Source organism: Nostoc sp. DSM 114161 (genome assembly GCF_052692665.1).
Genome location: NZ_CP195141.1, coordinates 227,584 through 244,282 on the forward strand (window position 1 = coordinate 227,584; position 16,699 = coordinate 244,282).

Consider the following 16,699-nt stretch of genomic DNA (forward strand, 5'->3'; position numbering starts at 1 on the left):
AAGCATCAAATTTAATAAATATCTAAATTATTCAAACATAAAAAACAACAACTCAAAATATGCCAATGTCAAACGAAAGTAACCAACCAATAGTCAGCGTAGTTATTCCTACACGTAACAGGCCACAAATTGTTGTCAGAGGTGCCAAAAGCGCATTAAGTCAGACACTACAATCTATTGAAGTGATTGTGATAGTAGACGGCCCAGATCGGCAAACAGTCGATGCACTATCTGAGATAGGCGATCCCAGACTGAGAGTTATAGAACTACCAAAAAATATTGGGCCATCCGGTGCTAGAAACACTGGGGTGAAGGAAGCCAAAGGTACTTGGATAGCATTTTTAGATGATGACGATCAATGGCTACCACAAAAATTGGAACGTCAATTAGAACTAGCTAATAGTTCCAATTATGAGTTTCCAGTTATAGCCAGCCGTTTCATTTCTCGGACTCCAAAAGGTGACTTTATTTGCCCAAGACGGCTACCTCAAGCGTCTGAACCTTTGAGCGAATATCTTTTTGTTCGTAACTCATTTTTTAAAGGAGAAGGATGCATACAAACCTCCACTCTTTTTGTAAAAAAAGAGTTAATGGAAAAAATGCCTTTGGAAGAAAAATTTCCAAGACACGAGGATTGGGAGTGGTTACTGCGGGTCAGTGCAATGGAAAATGTACAAATTCTATTTGTACCTGAAGCTATGGCAATCTGGCATTCGGAAATGGGAATCAAACGTTTGAGTAACGTCAATGATTGGAAATATTCTTTAGATTGGATTCGTTCAACTCGTAATTTAGTAACACCAAAAGCTTATTCAGGTTTTATTGCAACAATTGTTAGCCATTTTGCGTCATCAGCAGGTGATTGGCAAGCTTTTTTCCCTCTATTGTGGGAAGCTATACGCTGGGGTAAGCCCAGACTAATAGATATATGCTTGTACTTAACAATGTGGTTAATTCCTCACGGTCTCAGACAGCGAATTCGCTCTGTTTTCAATAAAAATTCAAAAACACAACCAGCTGTTTTTAAGGAAATTTCACCCTGAAATGGGTTAGTTGGCTGATATACTGAGGTATCAAAAGGATGTGTTGCCAGTTAAACCGCTTCATCAGCGTTATTGATTGGCAACTCATATAAACTGTGTCTATAAATGGCTGTCAGCAATAATTAAAATTAGTCAAATACTTTTATGTTTATCAAAAGCCATAGAAGTGAATTTAGTTTTTAAAGTCTACCCTGGATAATGATATGAACAAAAAATTGAATTTACTACAAGTATACCGTGGTATTGCTGCTATCCTCGTAGTCTTATCTCATGGCGATCGCATACTCTCTCGTCAATTCGACCGGAACACTTTATTGCACATATTTCATTTCGGTTGGATAGGTGTTGATTTTTTTTTCGTACTAAGTGGATTTATCATATTTTATATTCATCAATATGATATAGGTAAACCAAATAAATTGAAAGCTTTCATTACCAAACGATTTATTCGCATATATCCATTGTATTGGATTGTTTTAGCTAGTAAAATTTTAGCTTCTATATTTACCAATTATAAAGATACAATTCCTCAAACAGGTGCAGGTGAAGTTTTAAAAGCTTTTTTATTATTATCACAAGATAGAGCTATCCTCAACACTAATTTTATTGGTGTCAGTTGGACGCTAAGCTATGAAATTTTTTTTTACTGCCTGTTTGCCGGATTAATTTTGTTTGACACAAAAATTTGCAGAGCTATAGTTGTTGCTTGGATAGCTGGGGTAGTTCTCAATCTCTTCGATCTTTTACCAATTGGCAATAATTTTCTCCTCAATTTTATATTTGACGAACATAATTTAGAATTTATACTTGGTTGCTTAGCTGCATATGCTATCTCTAAATCAAGATTTAAGTTAAAAAGCTCATTAATTTACACTTCTCTTTTTCTCTTAGTCTTATCAGTTATCAATACAAAATATGGAGAATTCGATGTATCAGGTATTCCCTCTTTAATAAGTTATGGGATTCCTTTTACCCTTCTGATTATTGGCTCAGTATATTTAGAAATGTCGAGTAAGATAAATATACCATTAATTTTAATTTATCTAGGAGATGCCTCTTATTCTATATATTTAACACATGGGTTTTTCTTAAGTAATATCAGTAAAATTTTGGATGCGCTACTAAGGAAAAGTGAAGTATTATACACAATTATAAATTTCAATATCATTGTGTTTCTAACCGTCTTTATAGCAGTAGCTCTAGGATCGTCGATCCATACTTATATAGAAAAACCATTAATTATAAATCTAAGGAACAAAGTATTTGCTAAAATTACCTAAAACTAACAGCCGCACGCTTACCAACTGCTTAATCTCTTGTGTATGCCCACAATGATACATACTACAAACAATGAGAAAACTTTTACTTTCTGCCGAACAAGTAATTACAGCTATTTGTTTAATAATTTATTCAGGAACTCCATTAGATCCATTCCTGTCACAAGGCTATACCTTACAAGATGGTGATAGAACCATATATAGATTTCTTTACACTCTTACATATGGAATAGCTTTTTTATTAATTATTCTACGCTGGAAGAAAGTTATCTATGTTAGTAGCAAAAATAAGCTTATTTGGACTTTTCTGGGAGTTTGTGCAATTTCTAGTTTTTGGTCTTTAGATCCAGATACAACTACGCGTAGGGTTTTTGGCCTTATAGGAACAACATTTTTTGGAGTTTATCTAGCTTCACGCTACACCTTGAAAGAACAACTGAAATTGTGTGCTTATATGCTTGGTATCTCCGCTGTAGCTTGTTTCCTGATTGTTTTTTTGATGCCACAATATGGTATTGGAGTGGATGACCACGCAAGTGCTTGGAGAGGAATATATTCACAGAAGAATACTCTTGGTAGGAGATTTGTACTTAGTGGAGCAATATTTTTCTTCCTTGCTATGACTACTCGCCAAAATCGTTGGGTTTTATGGTTTGGCTATGTAGCTTCTGCAATACTTGTGTTATTCTCAAGCTCAACAACATCTTTAGGGAATTTACTCATACTTACAGGAGCTTTCCCCGTATATCAGAGAATTTTACGCTTGAAGTATACAACCTTAATACCTGCACTGGCATTTATAAGCACCATAAGTATAGCTTTTTACGCCTTGTTCGTAACATACGCCGATCAAATTTTGGGAAGCATAGGTAAGGACACTACGCTAACTGGACGTTCAGAGATATGGCCAGCTGTGTTGGAGATGGTGCAGAAAAAACCGTTGCTTGGATATGGTTATGGAGCATTTTGGTATGGCGCTGACACTTCTGGTGCAGCTTATGTACAAGAGTCAGCAGGATGGCCTACTCCTACTGCTCACAATGGGTTTTTAGATCTCCTATTAGCCTTGGGTGTAGTAGGATTCTTAGTTTTTCTAGCGGGCTTTTTAAGTAGTTTCTTCAAAGGAATATATTTTATTAGATTAAATAGAATGTTGGAAAATAATGTATGGCTCTTGATTTATTTAACTTTTCTTGCTTTTGCAAACTTTACTGAAACTGTATTAATAGAACAAAATTCTATTGAATGGACACTTTATGTATCAGCGATACTATCAAGCCAGCTATCTCATAATTTCAAACAAAGTTATAAAAATACATTCAATTCAAACACTGGACAGTTGAAAATTTAACAATCACTAGGTAATAACCAAATTTTGTTGCCAAATTCAAGCTAAAAATGATGAGTGAAACTAATCCTCTGAAAATTATTATGTTAGGCCCAAGCTTACTTCAACAAGGTGGGATTTCTGGTTATGAAAATCTTTTTTTGAAGTATGCTCCTCCTGAAGTAAAAATATGTCACATCATTACCCATGAGGAAGGAAGTGTAGCAAAAAAAGTCACGGTATTTTTGAAAGCTATATGGAAATTTCTCTGGATATTACTCAAGCAAGAAGCTGATATTGTTCAACTTCAAATTTCACAGCGTGGCAGTATTTTGCGACAAGCGATTATGATTCTTTTAGCTTGGGTATTTCGCAAACCAATAATAATACACGCTCATGGTAGTCAATTCCATCTTTTCTACTCTGGGTTACCAAAATCTCTACAGAAACTGCTAAGTTGGATATTTGTCAAGTGTCAAAGGTTAATTGTATTATCTGAAAGTTGGAAAAGCTTTTATATAGAAAATCTTGGCCTAAAACCAGAACAAGTTGTAGTTTTCTATAATCCAGTAAAAATTCCTGTTGAAGTTCCACAGCGTTCAGTCTCTGACAAAGTTAATTTACTCTTTTTAGGACGAATTGGACAACGCAAAGGAGCATTTGACTTGATAGAAGCGATTTCTCTTTTGCCTAATGAACATCGAACTAAATTGAGTCTGATTATGGCAGGAGATGGAGAGGTAGTAGAAGCACGCAATTTAGTTACAACTTTAAATCTAGAAGATTACATAAAATTACCTGGTTGGATAGGCTCAGATGAGCGCGATATTCTCCTAACTCAAGCAAATATTTTTGTGCTGCCATCTTATAATGAAGGCCTCCCATTAGCAATGCTAGAAGCAATGGCTTGGGAGTTGCCAGTCATAGTGACACCAGTAGGAGGTATCCCTGAAATTGTGACTGATTTAGAAAATGGACTAATTGTTAATCCAGGTAATCGTGAGCAATTATCAAATTCTTTGAAATCTTTGATTGAAAATAAAAATTTGAGGTTTTCTTTAGGACTTAAGGCCAGAAAAAGCGTTTTGTCTCTTGATATTAAAAATCATTGGGTTTCTTTCCTTGATTTATATCATTCAATATTGAATCCAGATGTTAAAGTAAGCCTGAAAAGTTAGGTAAGTCTAAGCATACAAACTAAGAAAATAGAAACACGCAGGTTAATTGATCCTGTTTTTGACTAGAAAAATCAGATCTGTAATTGGCAAGTTTGTTCGTCAAATAATTAAGAATTTAAGTTATTATGGCATCAGCAAAAAGAGTACTAATTATCGTTGAAAATCTGCCAGTTCCCTTTGACCGACGGGTGTGGATGGAAGCCACTACTTTGCAAAAATCGGGATATGAAGTTGCTGTGATTTCACCCACAGGTAATGGCTTTGATAAAGACTATGAGGTTATTGAGCAGATTCACATCTATCGTCATCCTCTACCACCAGAAGAAAGTTCGGTCGTTGGGTATCTTCGAGAGTATAGCTGGGCAATTAACTGGCAATTCCGCCTAGCTCAACGCGTGTGGCGAGAGCGTGGTTTTGATGTCATCCATATTTGTAATCCGCCGGATTTGCTTTTTTTAGTAGCAGGGTGGTTTAAATTATTTCATGGTGTACGCATTATTTTCGATCATCATGACCTCAGTCCTGAAATGTATGAAGCTAAGTATCAACGTCGTGACATCTTTTATCATGGGTTACGGTTGGCTGAACGCTTGACATATGCAACAGCAGATATGGTAATTTCAACCAACGAGTCGCATCGAGAGGTAGCTATTAGCCGTGGTAAAAAGAAACCAGAGAAGGTGTTTGTAGTTCGTAGCGCACCAGACCTTTCTCGTTTTCGCCGAATGCCTCCAAATCCAAATTACCGTGCAGGTAAAGACTACTTAGTAGGTTACATGGGTGTTATGGGCGAACCAGAGGGAATTGATTATCTCCTGAGAATGGTAAATTACATTGTTCGGAAAAAAAATCGCCAAGATATCCACTTTATGCTAATTGGCAGTGGCCCTGCGGCAGAAAAGCTCAAAGCCTTATCTAAAGAACTGGAAGTAACTGATTTCGTAGAATTCACAGGATTTAAACAAGGTGAGGAACTTTTAGAGCGGCTTTCAAGTTGCGATGTGTGTGTGGAACCCTCTCCTACATCTGCTTATAACGAAAACTGCACCATGAATAAAATTCTCGAATACATGGCTATGGGTAAAGCAATTGTCCAGTTTGATTTGCGAGAAGGAAGACGTTCTGCACAAGAAGCATCTCTCTATGCCAAGCCGAATGATGAGGTGGAATTTGCTGAGAAAATTCTAGAGCTTTTAGATTCCGCTGAACGCAGAGAAAAAATAGGAGCCGAGGGACGCCGCAGAATGGAGGAGATCCTTGAGTGGCAATATCAAGTTCCGAAACTTTTAGAGGCATATGATAAGATTTTCCAAAGTCAGTAATTACTACCTTCAAATTCCGCAATCATTACTCATGGACTTGAGTAGTAGGTAAATACTTGTATTGAGGGTGCTTTAAATCTTTAAGAAGCGCTCAAATCGGCTAAAAAATATAATTTACCAAGGTTCTTTCTGACGAATGTGGCGCAATCATGCCAGAATATAAACTCAATTTGTAACTTATATAGTCTATACTGTGTGTTATGCGTAAGGTTTTATGGTACAAGTCCTGTTAATTGTAGTGCTTTTTGCTTGCTCAAAGCCATAATATCTCTAGTTTATCGCTCAAAACCCGTACTTTTGAACATTTATGTCATAAAAATTTATGGAATCTAGAGAAACTATTGATTTAGACCTTAATCGTTATTTATTGATGTTGAAACGGTGGTGGATACCTGCGGCCACCATTTTTCTAGCTACGGTCATGCTCAGTGCAGTAGCTACAAGATTTATAAAGCCATCCTATGAATCAGAAGGAAAACTATTGTTCAGAATTCCTTCTTTTAAAGTAGTAGGATCTAATCTTTTGCCGACAACCACAGAAGGAGGATCTGCAGGAGACCTCAAATCCCTGATAGCATCTCAAAATCCTATAAACACTCAGATAGAAGTTATTTCCTCTCCTGCTTTATTGCAGAAGACAATAGATAAGTTACAACTCAAAGATCCAGAAGGTCAACCCTTAACAGTAAAAGCTTTACAAAAATCGCTGGTATTGAAAATTATCGGCGGAACAGATGTATTGAGAATTACTTATTCTAGCCTTGACCCTGAAGAAGCGGCGGCAGTGGTCAACACAGTGATGAATGTTTATCTAGAAAACGATATTCTCACAAGTCGGTCAGAAGCAGCATCAACTCGTCAATTTATTGCTAGGCAGCTTCCAAAAACTCAAGAGGCTGTTGACAAAGCAGAGCGAGAGCTGCGTATATTCAGGCAGAAGAACCGCATTGCAGATCTCACAGAAGAAACAAAGTCAGCCGTCAGTATTATTGGGAATTTAAATACTGAGATTAATACTGTTCAGGCTCAATTAGATGAAATCAACGCTCAAACAAATGAACTGCGACAGAAAGTAAATTTGAGTTCCCAAAATGCGATCGCTGTGAGTGCCCTCAGTCAGTCACCAGCTGTACAGGGAATATTAACACAACTTCAAGATATTGAGCGACAGTTAGCGAGCGAACGTAGCCGTTTCCAAGATGATAACCCCGCAATCATTAATCTAGAAGCCAAAAAAGCTAATTTAAGAGCTTTACTACAGCAGCAAATTTCTCAAACCGTTGGTAGCAACGCCCAAGTTCCTCAGAATTTATTGCAAATTGGAGAACTCAGACAAAACCTGATCCGAGATTTTCTGCAATCAGAAGTGCAACGTTTTGGCTTAAGCCAAAGGCTCGCTTCTTTGTATAATTCTCGCTCTAACTACCAAAAGCGCGTGCAAGTTATACCCCAATTAATACAAAATCAGCGGGAGTTAGAGCGGAAACTTGAAGTTGCAGAATCAACATATCAAACTCTATTGAAAAAGGTTCAAGAATTACAGTTAGTTGAAAATACCAATACAGCTAGTTCCCGGATTATTGCTCAGGCTTTAGTGCCCACTGACCCAGTAGCAGGCAAAAAATTTATCGTCTTACTCTTAGGAGTAATGTTCGGTTTATTTTTGGCTACAACCACTGTTCTGTTCTTAGGTATGAGAGATAGATCTCTGAAAACACTTAAAGAAGTTAGAGATGTATTTGGATATACCTTACTGGGAATTGTTCCTTTGTCTGTGAAAAAGGTTCGCTCTCGTTTTTCAAGCGCAGAATCAATAACTCAAAAGGTTGCTGTCCGAGATATGCCTCACTCTTTAACAAGTGAAATGTATCGGATGATTCAAGCAAATCTAAAATTCTTGAGTTCAGATAAAGTACTCAAAACAATCGTAGTAACTAGCGCAGTTCCTAAAGAAGGAAAGTCTACAGTTTCAGCGAATCTGGCAGCGGCGATCGCTCAGCTAGGACGTAAAGTTTTACTAATTGATGCAGATATGCGAGTTCCTTCTCAACACCATCTGTGGGAACTAACCAATGCAGTTGGTTTAAGTGAGGTTCTTGTAGGTCAAGCTGAATTTAACACAGCTGTATCCAAAGTAATGGATAACCTTGATGTATTAACTGCTGGAGTTAGACCTCCCAACCCACTTGCTTTACTTGACTCAAAACGCATGGCATCATTAATTGACAATGTTTCATCTCAATCTAATTATGATTTCGTAATTATTGATGCTCCTCCACTTCTTTTAGCTGCTGATGCTCTAAGTTTAAGTCAAATGACTGATGGGATTTTGTTAGTATCTCGGCCTGGAGTGATTGATTCTAACAGCGCTAACGCGGCTCAAGAGATCTTAGAAAGATCTAACTATAATGTATTAGGTTTAGTTGTCAATGGAATCATTGATAAAAATGAATCTAGTACTTATTTGTATCACGGTCACGAATATTTCCAACCAAGAGAGCTAACAAAAGAGTTTAAGGGACTTGCAAAAAAATAAAAGCTCCACAGTAGTTTATGTTGGTTATACCAACCTTTATGACAGCAATGAAACGTTAATTGAAGCCAAACGCTGATAAGCAAAGCGGAGCAAAGAAAGCTCCGCTTTTGGTTAATTCTAATAATACTCCCAGGTAATTTTTGAATTTACTAAATTGTTCTGCAACTATGTAAACCCAAAAAATAAATTTGCCGTTTCTAATTTATTTCTGAGTTTTCAAAAAATCAGCGAATTATGAATTACAAAAATAGATTGTATGGCAAAATTCTGTAAAAATCAGAATTTTGCCATACAACCCCTTACTATGCTATTTAGTACTACTTAATTTAGTACTATTGAATTTCGTATGCTCCTCTATCAGGTTTTGAACCTTTCACACGGGCGCTGCCTAGAAAATCGGTTTTTAGAAAATCAAAGTTAATGCCACTATTGATTGCTGGACTCGTCGATTTCACTCTAAAATCCTTTCCACCAGCATTAACAAACTGTGGATCTGCAACAATATCGTTAGGGCCCTTACCACTTGCACTATAACCGTTATTGTTATAAAGGTTGTAGTTAAAAGTAGTGTTGATATTTTTTCCGCTCGCCGAGTTTATAGGCTTACCACTTTGAGAATAGAGGATGTTATTCAGAACTCTGACATTCCTGGTATCATTCATCGAGATTTGTCCGTATGGAATTTCTGGAGTCTGGCTATTCATATAAGAAGTGTTATGGATAACGTCGATATTGTCAGTTTTGAATGCATGAACGCCGCCACCACCATTCTCATACACAACGTTGTTAGCAATCAAAATACGACCTTGATACGGAGGTAATTTTGCTCCCGCCTGATCGTGTCTTCCACGGTCAAAAATTATTCCGTTCCCGTCTTGTTTCTTACCGTTAAAAATCCAGGGAACGTACAATCTATTTCTGTAGACCTTGTTGTTGGTCACGAGCATTCTGTAGCTGCTCTGGTTACCGTCAGAGTTCCAATTTCCCAAGAACGAAATGCCACTACAGCCAAAGGGTGCATACCAGGCATTATTGTAAACTTCGTTATTACTCACTGTCACATAGTCAATTTCAAGTCCTGAAATGCCTCCTCCTCCACAGTCATGTATCTCGCTATTGAGAATACGTATATGATGAGGACGACCGTTTCGTCGCCCATCTATAGTGATGCAGCTTCCGCTAGTTTTTGGGTTTCCAGTGTTATACTTTTGGCTCAGGGCATAGCTGAGACTTATATTACGATTGTTTCCTTCAATTTCTATGCCGTTCACCTCGATATATGAAGCTCCATCTTTAATCCAAACACCATGCCATCCATCATGCTGAATCTTGGGTGAATGTCCAGGGTAAGCTTTATATGTAATCCATGCATTTGACGACCCGGAGCGTGTAATCACTAATACTGACCCTGATGGGCTTGAATTACTGTATACTCCGTTCATTAATAATACTGTATCACCAGGTTTGGTGAGGTTTGCCGCCCTTTGAGGAGTTCTGAACGCTGATGAGGGAGTGAGTCCGCTATTCTTGTCGCTGCCGCTACCACTAACATAATATGTTGTCGAAGCAGCTGCAATAGCGCTTATTAGCTTGCGGTTGGGTAGTTTATTGACTTGAACAGTGGATGCTTCAGGAACATCTTTAACTAAAGGCTCTGTTATTTTCTGCCCTTGAACCATACCTGCTAATGCCCAGGGAAGTACAACAGATGCACTCAAACTGAGAAAACTCAAACCATGAATCATCATAGGAAAAAAAAGGTTATGTTGCAAAAACTGAACTGTCAAAGGTTACTAACTCTAGCCTTAGTAAGTAACTCAGTATTCGATACGGCCGTATAACTGCCATTTGTAAGTTTATACACGGTTTTTTAGGTTTGCACCTGCGAATTTCCGCGTAAATATTATTTCAATGCTTTTTGAGATTGTGTTCTGAAAATTAGCAAATCTGTAGTAAAAGTACTGAGAATAAATCATCAGTATGCAGAATCACCATTTTAATGAACACTAAGCATCAGTACAAATGGCGTCATTCGTAATTCGACATCATTCTACTGTGTATATGCGGGATCTGTAGTTAAAATAGTGTATCTCTCATCAATCGGTTAATTTACTTAAATAATACTTATGATAATAATAATCAGCATTTCAGTAAAAGCAAGGCAGAGACGAACACTGGTCGCCTCTGCCTCTAAAATATTCTCATTATCATAGCAATTTCAGTTAATTACAACACACCTTCAAAAAGCCTATTAATGCAGATTAAAAATTCTCAGTAATACACGTAGGACTGAATTAGGACTGAATTTAGATGTGATGGTAATAGGATTATGGGGACAGGAAAAGTTAACCAACGCCCCCAATTAAAATCTGAATTTGAAATTATAGTCCGAATACCCTCAAAATACTGAAGATAACACCTAGAGGCCCAGCTATAGTATTTGTAGTATCACCAGTCTTCGCTATCCCGGAACGACCGACTAATACAACATCGTTATTGCGGAGTATGGGATTAGTTTGCTCATTAATTCCAGCAGCGAAATCGACTTTTACTACACGTTTAGTTACAGAACCATTAGGATTGAGACGAATTAAATCAACAGCATCGTCGCTAGCTCTGGCATCGTTAAATCCGCCAGCAGCAAGTATAGCTTGATTTAAAGAGCTATTCGGCTGAACTTCTGTTAATCCCGGTCTTTTGACTTCCCCGACTACACCAACTTGAATGCGTGCAGGAGACAAAGTAGTTGTAGCTAGTTGAGTAGCTTCTGCTGGGTTGATCTCAGTTGCCGTCGGAATAACAATCGTATCTCCGTCTTGGACGATAATGTCTTGATTGGCATCGCCGCTCTGTAACAGTTGCCAAAGATTGATATCTATAGCTTGTTCTGAGCCAGTTCTTGTCAGTCGGCGTAGCTTGAGATTACGAATATCTGCTTGTGCTGTAATTCCACCAGCTAGTTGAATTACTCGCGTTACATTTGGGAGACCGGTGGGAGTAGCACTACCACTGTTAGGAGTTGCACCTCCTTGATCGTTTAGACTACCTGGGGTAACTAGATAGGAACCAGGACGGTTAACTTCACCAATAATTGTTACTGTGCGGGGTGTGGTTTGACTGGCAGCAAAGTTAGCTGCAAATAGATTGCGAGATTCTGCTATGTTGAAGTTATTTGCAGTTGGCACAACTATAGTGTCTCCATCCCGTAAGGTTATATCCTGTGATAATGTGCCTGTTTGGATCAGTTCCTTCAAATTGAGGGTAACAACTTGTTCTGAATTACGTCCGAATTTACGTCGTAATTGAACTTGAGTCACATCGGCAGCCAGCGTAACTCCTTGGGCTGTTGTCAATGCAGCTAATACAGTGGGGTATTGTACGCCTGGATTGTCTCCGGCGCCTCCACTCAAGTTTAAAGTATAAGCTCCTGGACGTGTTACCTCTCCGGCAACAAAAACATTGATCGGACGAGGCGATAATAAATTGACTGAAATTAAAGGACGTTTGAGGAAGCGAGCATATCTTCTGGCAATTTCATCAGCGGCTTGTTCAGTTGTTAGCCCAAGAACTGGAACGCTGCCAATTAAAGGTAAGTTGATTGCTCCTCCTGGAGGAACTTGGTATTCACCTGTATATTCGGGTACTTCAAATACATTTACACGGATGCGATCGCCGCCTCCCAATAAATAATTAGTATCTAATTGTGTTTGTGTATTAGGTATTGGTGTAGCTGGTGATGCTGGTTGTCCCTGAGCTAGGCTAGCAAAGGGTACAGCAACATTGACAGCAGTTAATAAAGCTGCACCCACAACTGGTTGAGTAAGCGATTTAAACAAATTTGTTTTAGGCATATTTCCTTGAGATTCTGAAATTACGATTAATAAAGTACTGTCTAAACATTTTTATTTTGACTATACCTAAGTATTCAAGTTCCCCAACACTCTTATTTTCCTTGAAAAGTGTAATTTTCCGGAGAAAATTTGTTTATTGAATTTGAATTTTCAATGAAGTTAATTTAAAGTTAACCGTGTTTGAATATGACAATTATCCTAAAATATCAGATTTAGGCAAACCAAGGTATTTTATACAATAATTTGTCTGCTTTCCAATGAGGCAATTACCAATTATTTTTTATTAATGAGTCAATTTAATGACACTGAAGTTTTAATTTAAAATATTTAACGAGTAACATTTGCTGTCAAAATAAAAATCGCCACTATATAGTGTCAAACAGAGAATTATTTAGCAATTAGATTAGTTAAGTGAGTTATTTTTTGTTTGGATTTGTTGAATAAAAAACTCTTCTAATGACTGACGAGACAAGTTCATGGTAATAATTTTACCTTCCATGAGACGAAGGCTAGCGAGAAAATCATAGTAATCGTCTTGTAGTGTACCTTGCCAGGAACCATCAGCCTCAAATCTCAAAGTAGGTAGCCATTTTTTGAGAACTTCCCAATCGCCACCTTGACCTTTGACATGATATGTGTCGTTGCCGCCTAAAAGTTCATTGAGGGAACCAGAGCAGATTAATTCGCCTTGAGCAAGTATGGCAATGCGATCGCAAATCTGTTCTACTTCACTGAGAACGTGGCTGTTGAAAAAAATCGTCTTGCCAGCGGCTTTGAGAGCCAGAATAATTTCCCGCATTTGATAGCGTCCCACGGGATCGAGACCAGACATTGGTTCATCTAGAAAAACCAATTCTGGTTCGTTAATTAGTGCCTGTGCCATACCAACACGCTGTAACATTCCTTTGGAATAGCGGCGCAGCAGCTTTTTGCGAGCATCGGCTTGGGATAAACCTACTAATTCCAGCAGTTCGGGAATGCGTCGGCGTTGTACGCTCTCAGGAATTTGGAATAGCCCAGCTGCTAACTGTAAAAACTCCCAGCCGGTCAAATAATCATACAAATAAGGATTTTCAGGTAAATAGCCGATGTATTGCTTAACATGGCGATCGCCAATTGGCTTACCTAACAATAGTCCCCGCCCGCCAGTTGGGCGAATAATGCCCAGCAATAGTTTTAAAAGGGTAGTTTTACCAGCACCGTTTGGCCCTAGCAGCCCAAAGGTTTCACCTTGATAAATTTTTAAAGAACAGCTTTTGAGAGATACGACTTTTTGATTTAGCCAAAAACCACTACGATAAACTTTTCGCAACTCAGAAGTTACGACTACTGGCAAAGTGTTTGTCGTATTCAGTTGAGAATCAGGGTCATCTGCAACAGACTTCATCTCGGTTCAACCAACAATTTAGCAGCTTGGTATTTATTACAAGTTACCCAACAGGGCGATCATAATCACCACTTAGTTGGATAATTCTTGCAAACACAATGAATGCTGTTAGCAGTAGCGCGGTGTTCAGCTAGTATTGAGTCAAGAGTCAAGAGTCATTATTTTTTCTCTACTCCCCTGTGCCATAAAGCTTGTTACAAGACGCCTTTAGAACTAGGAATCAAGCCAGCACGACGAGGGTCGATTTCTACTGCTAGGCGTGTTGCCCTCGCAAAGGCTTTAAATGTCGCCTCAATAATGTGATGAGAATTAATGCCATCCAGTTGCCGAATGTGTAGTGTCATTTGGCTGTGGTTCGCCAATGCCACGAAGAATTCGCGCACCAGCTGAGTGTCATAAGTTCCCACACGCTGGGTAGGAATTTGTAAACCGTAGCTGAGGTGAGGGCGTCCAGAAAAGTCCAGCACTACCTGAACTAAAGCTTCATCCAAGGGTGCGAGAAAATTACCAAAGCGGACAATGCCTTTCCTATCGCCTAATGCTTGGTTTAAAGCTTGTCCTAAGGTAATACCCACATCTTCGTTAGTATGGTGGTCATCAATTTCCCAGTCTCCCTTAGCTTGGATATCTAAATCAATCAACCCGTGGGAGGCGATTTGATGCAACATATGATCCAAAAAAGGAATGCCTGTTGCTGCGGTGCATTTTCCTGTTCCATCAAGGTTGATGGTGACTTGGACATCAGTTTCCCCTGTGGTGCGATGAACAGTAGCAATCCGAGGGGCTTTAGTTAACTGGTCGTAGTTTGAATTGACTTGGCGATTGGTTGTTTGCATAGGGAAGAGTTAGAAGTTAGGAGTTAGGAGTCAGGAGTTAGGAGTTATAAATTTTTAACTCATAACTCATAACTCATAACTCATAACTTTATCGCGTCACATTCCCATAATTTCATATCCTGCATCTACATACAGAACTTGTCCTGTAATGCCGCTGGACAAATCGCTGCATAAAAATGCCGCAGTGTTGCCGACTTCTAGCTGAGTGACAGTGCGCCGTAGCGGAGCTACTTGCTCTACATGATGAATCATATCTAATATTCCGCCTACTGCTGAAGATGCCAAAGTGCGGATAGGGCCTGCGGAGATGGCGTTGACGCGGATATTTTGCGGCCCTAGTTCAGAGGCTAGGTAACGCACGCTCATTTCTAAACCCGCTTTGGCAACTCCCATGACGTTATAGTTAGGAACTGCCCTGACACCGCCTAAATACGTCAGCGTGACGATACTACCTCCCTCTGTCATTAGGGGTTTAGCTGCACCGCTCAATTGCACCAGCGAATAAGTACTAATCTCTAAAGCAGTTTTGAAGCCAGAACGAGAGGTTTGGCTAAAATCTCCAGTCAAGTCCTCTTTATTGGCAAAGGCAAGACAATGAATTAGGATGTCTAACTTTCCCCACTTCTCGCGTACTGTCTCGAAGGTAGATTGAATTTGTTCGTCGTTTTGGACATTACAGGGAAGAAATAAGCTGGGGTTGAGGGGTTGCACTAATTCGGCTACTTTTGCTTCCATTTTGCCGCGTTCATCCGGAAGGTAGGTAATTCCGAGATTAGCTCCTGCTTTGTGTAGTTGTTGGGCGATGCCCCAAGCTATGGAGCGGTTATTGGCAATACCTGTAACTAAAGCATTTTTTCCAGTCAGATTCAGCATAGGAATTGTTAATGCGATCGATCATTAGGAGCATACTAGAATCTGAGGCACGTTTTGTCTTTGTTTTACACAGGATTTGCAAAAATGAATATTGGTAAGGGTGTTTGCTGTCATCAAATTCTTGATTCTTTCTAAAGATATTCTCAAGTTGTCTTTATTTGTTCTTTAAAAAACCTTTTTAATACAGCTACTTGGAACCATTTATCAACAATTTATAGCCCAAGAGATCGACAATTATGTATCATTATAAACAAAGACTTAAGAAGCAATTAGTTGGAGTATAGGAAAGTACAGAAAGATTGACGGTGCTTTATTGAATTTTCGGGTGTATTCTTAGGTAATTAGTTTTTGTTTTTCCGGCATTGGGTAGGGGAAGGGAGATGATCGTGACACAAGATAAAGCCCTAGCAAATGTTTTTCGTCAGATGGCGACCGGGGCGTTTCCGCCAGTTGTGGAAACGTTTGAACGCAATAAAACGATCTTTTTTCCTGGCGATCCTGCCGAACGAGTTTATTTTCTTTTAAAAGGTGCTGTTAAACTTTCCAGGGTGTACGAGGCAGGAGAGGAAATAACGGTAGCACTGCTGCGAGAAAATAGTGTTTTTGGTGTATTGTCATTGCTGACAGGAAATAAATCCGATCGCTTTTACCATGCGGTTGCATTTACGCCTGTGGAATTATTGTCGGCACCAATCGAACAAGTTGAGCAAGCACTCAAGGAAAATCCAGAATTATCAATGTTAATGCTGCGGGGTCTGTCTTCGCGAATTTTACAGACAGAGATGATGATTGAAACTCTTGCTCACCGAGATATGGGTTCTAGGTTGGTGAGTTTTTTATTAATTCTTTGTCGTGATTTTGGAGTTCCCTGTGCGGATGGGATCACAATTGATTTGAAATTGTCTCATCAAGCGATCGCCGAGGCAATTGGTTCGACCCGTGTTACAGTTACAAGGCTACTAGGGGATCTGCGCGAGAAAAAGATGATTTCCATCCACAAGAAGAAGATTACTGTGCATAAACCCGTTACTTTAAGTCGGCAGTTCACATAAAAACAATTGGAGTCAGC

The 16,699-nt window shown here is 38.9% G+C and carries 12 protein-coding genes; 7 read left to right on the plus strand and 5 right to left on the minus strand.

The features are described from left to right. Positions 1-65 precede the first annotated feature (65 nt). The 6 genes from NSTC745_RS00955 to NSTC745_RS00980 all read left to right on the plus strand — a co-directional run bounded on the left by NSTC745_RS00955 (position 66) and on the right by NSTC745_RS00980 (position 8,683). Positions 66-1,043, plus strand: coding sequence for a glycosyltransferase family 2 protein (locus NSTC745_RS00955; protein WP_445635501.1), 978 nt, complete (start codon positions 66-68; stop codon positions 1,041-1,043). 203 nt (positions 1,044-1,246) lie between these two features. Beyond that, complete coding sequence (locus NSTC745_RS00960; protein WP_445635502.1) at positions 1,247-2,323, plus strand: acyltransferase family protein; 1,077 nt, start codon at positions 1,247-1,249, stop codon at positions 2,321-2,323. Between the two features lie 70 nt (positions 2,324-2,393). Next, complete coding sequence (locus NSTC745_RS00965; protein ID WP_445635503.1) at positions 2,394-3,671, plus strand: O-antigen ligase family protein; 1,278 nt, start codon at positions 2,394-2,396, stop codon at positions 3,669-3,671. Between the two features lie 47 nt (positions 3,672-3,718). Further along, positions 3,719-4,825 carry a glycosyltransferase family 4 protein gene (locus NSTC745_RS00970; RefSeq protein WP_445635504.1) on the plus strand — a complete coding sequence of 369 codons (1,107 nt, stop codon included), beginning with the start codon at positions 3,719-3,721 and terminating at the stop codon, positions 4,823-4,825. A 125-nt stretch (positions 4,826-4,950) separates the two neighbouring features. After that, positions 4,951-6,147 carry a glycosyltransferase family 4 protein gene (locus tag NSTC745_RS00975; protein ID WP_445635505.1) on the plus strand — a complete coding sequence of 399 codons (1,197 nt, stop codon included), beginning with the start codon at positions 4,951-4,953 and terminating at the stop codon, positions 6,145-6,147. A gap of 322 nt (positions 6,148-6,469) precedes the next feature. After that, positions 6,470-8,683: a GumC family protein gene (locus NSTC745_RS00980; protein WP_445635506.1), complete on the plus strand. Its 2,214-nt coding sequence runs from the start codon at positions 6,470-6,472 to the stop codon at positions 8,681-8,683. A 332-nt stretch (positions 8,684-9,015) separates the two neighbouring features. On the opposite strand, the gene NSTC745_RS00985 is transcribed toward NSTC745_RS00980, so the two are convergent. From NSTC745_RS00985 to fabI, 5 genes are all read right to left on the minus strand, one after another. Further along, entirely contained in the window at positions 9,016-10,470 is a 1,455-nt protein-coding gene (locus NSTC745_RS00985) for a choice-of-anchor Q domain-containing protein (RefSeq protein WP_445635507.1), read from the minus strand. Between the two features lie 594 nt (positions 10,471-11,064). Next, a complete protein-coding gene (locus NSTC745_RS00990) occupies positions 11,065-12,534 on the minus strand; it encodes an SLBB domain-containing protein (protein ID WP_445635508.1) in 1,470 nt (489 codons plus the stop codon). A 403-nt stretch (positions 12,535-12,937) separates the two neighbouring features. Further along, the gene (locus NSTC745_RS00995; RefSeq protein WP_445635509.1) at positions 12,938-13,921 is read right to left on the minus strand and encodes an ABC transporter ATP-binding protein; all 984 of its coding nucleotides are present in this window, start codon (positions 13,919-13,921) and stop codon (positions 12,938-12,940) included. A gap of 194 nt (positions 13,922-14,115) precedes the next feature. Next, complete coding sequence (hisB, locus tag NSTC745_RS01000; RefSeq protein WP_445635510.1) at positions 14,116-14,757, minus strand: imidazoleglycerol-phosphate dehydratase HisB; 642 nt, start codon at positions 14,755-14,757, stop codon at positions 14,116-14,118. A 96-nt stretch (positions 14,758-14,853) separates the two neighbouring features. Beyond that, complete coding sequence (fabI, locus tag NSTC745_RS01005; protein ID WP_445635511.1) at positions 14,854-15,630, minus strand: enoyl-ACP reductase FabI; 777 nt, start codon at positions 15,628-15,630, stop codon at positions 14,854-14,856. 380 nt (positions 15,631-16,010) lie between these two features. Between fabI and ntcA the strand changes: the two genes are divergently transcribed. Then, a complete protein-coding gene (gene ntcA, locus NSTC745_RS01010; protein ID WP_010998529.1) occupies positions 16,011-16,682 on the plus strand; it encodes a global nitrogen regulator NtcA in 672 nt (223 codons plus the stop codon). The last annotated feature ends 17 nt before the right edge of the window (positions 16,683-16,699 follow it).

Excerpts from the sequence above, each read along its gene's own strand:
- NSTC745_RS00955 (WP_445635501.1), top strand. The coding sequence starts at position 66 with ATGTCAAACGAAAGTAACCAACCAATAGTCAGCGTAGTTATTCCTACA.
- NSTC745_RS00960 (WP_445635502.1), top strand. The coding sequence starts at position 1,247 with ATGAACAAAAAATTGAATTTACTACAAGTATACCGTGGTATTGCTGCT.
- NSTC745_RS00965 (WP_445635503.1), top strand. The coding sequence starts at position 2,394 with ATGAGAAAACTTTTACTTTCTGCCGAACAAGTAATTACAGCTATTTGT.
- NSTC745_RS00970 (WP_445635504.1), top strand. The coding sequence starts at position 3,719 with ATGATGAGTGAAACTAATCCTCTGAAAATTATTATGTTAGGCCCAAGC.
- NSTC745_RS00975 (WP_445635505.1), top strand. The coding sequence starts at position 4,951 with ATGGCATCAGCAAAAAGAGTACTAATTATCGTTGAAAATCTGCCAGTT.
- NSTC745_RS00980 (WP_445635506.1), top strand. The coding sequence starts at position 6,470 with ATGGAATCTAGAGAAACTATTGATTTAGACCTTAATCGTTATTTATTG.
- NSTC745_RS00990 (WP_445635508.1), bottom strand. The coding sequence starts at position 12,534 with ATGCCTAAAACAAATTTGTTTAAATCGCTTACTCAACCAGTTGTGGGT.
- NSTC745_RS00995 (WP_445635509.1), bottom strand. The coding sequence starts at position 13,921 with ATGAAGTCTGTTGCAGATGACCCTGATTCTCAACTGAATACGACAAAC.
- hisB (WP_445635510.1), bottom strand. The coding sequence starts at position 14,757 with ATGCAAACAACCAATCGCCAAGTCAATTCAAACTACGACCAGTTAACT.
- fabI (WP_445635511.1), bottom strand. The coding sequence starts at position 15,630 with ATGCTGAATCTGACTGGAAAAAATGCTTTAGTTACAGGTATTGCCAAT.
- ntcA (WP_010998529.1), top strand. The coding sequence starts at position 16,011 with ATGATCGTGACACAAGATAAAGCCCTAGCAAATGTTTTTCGTCAGATG.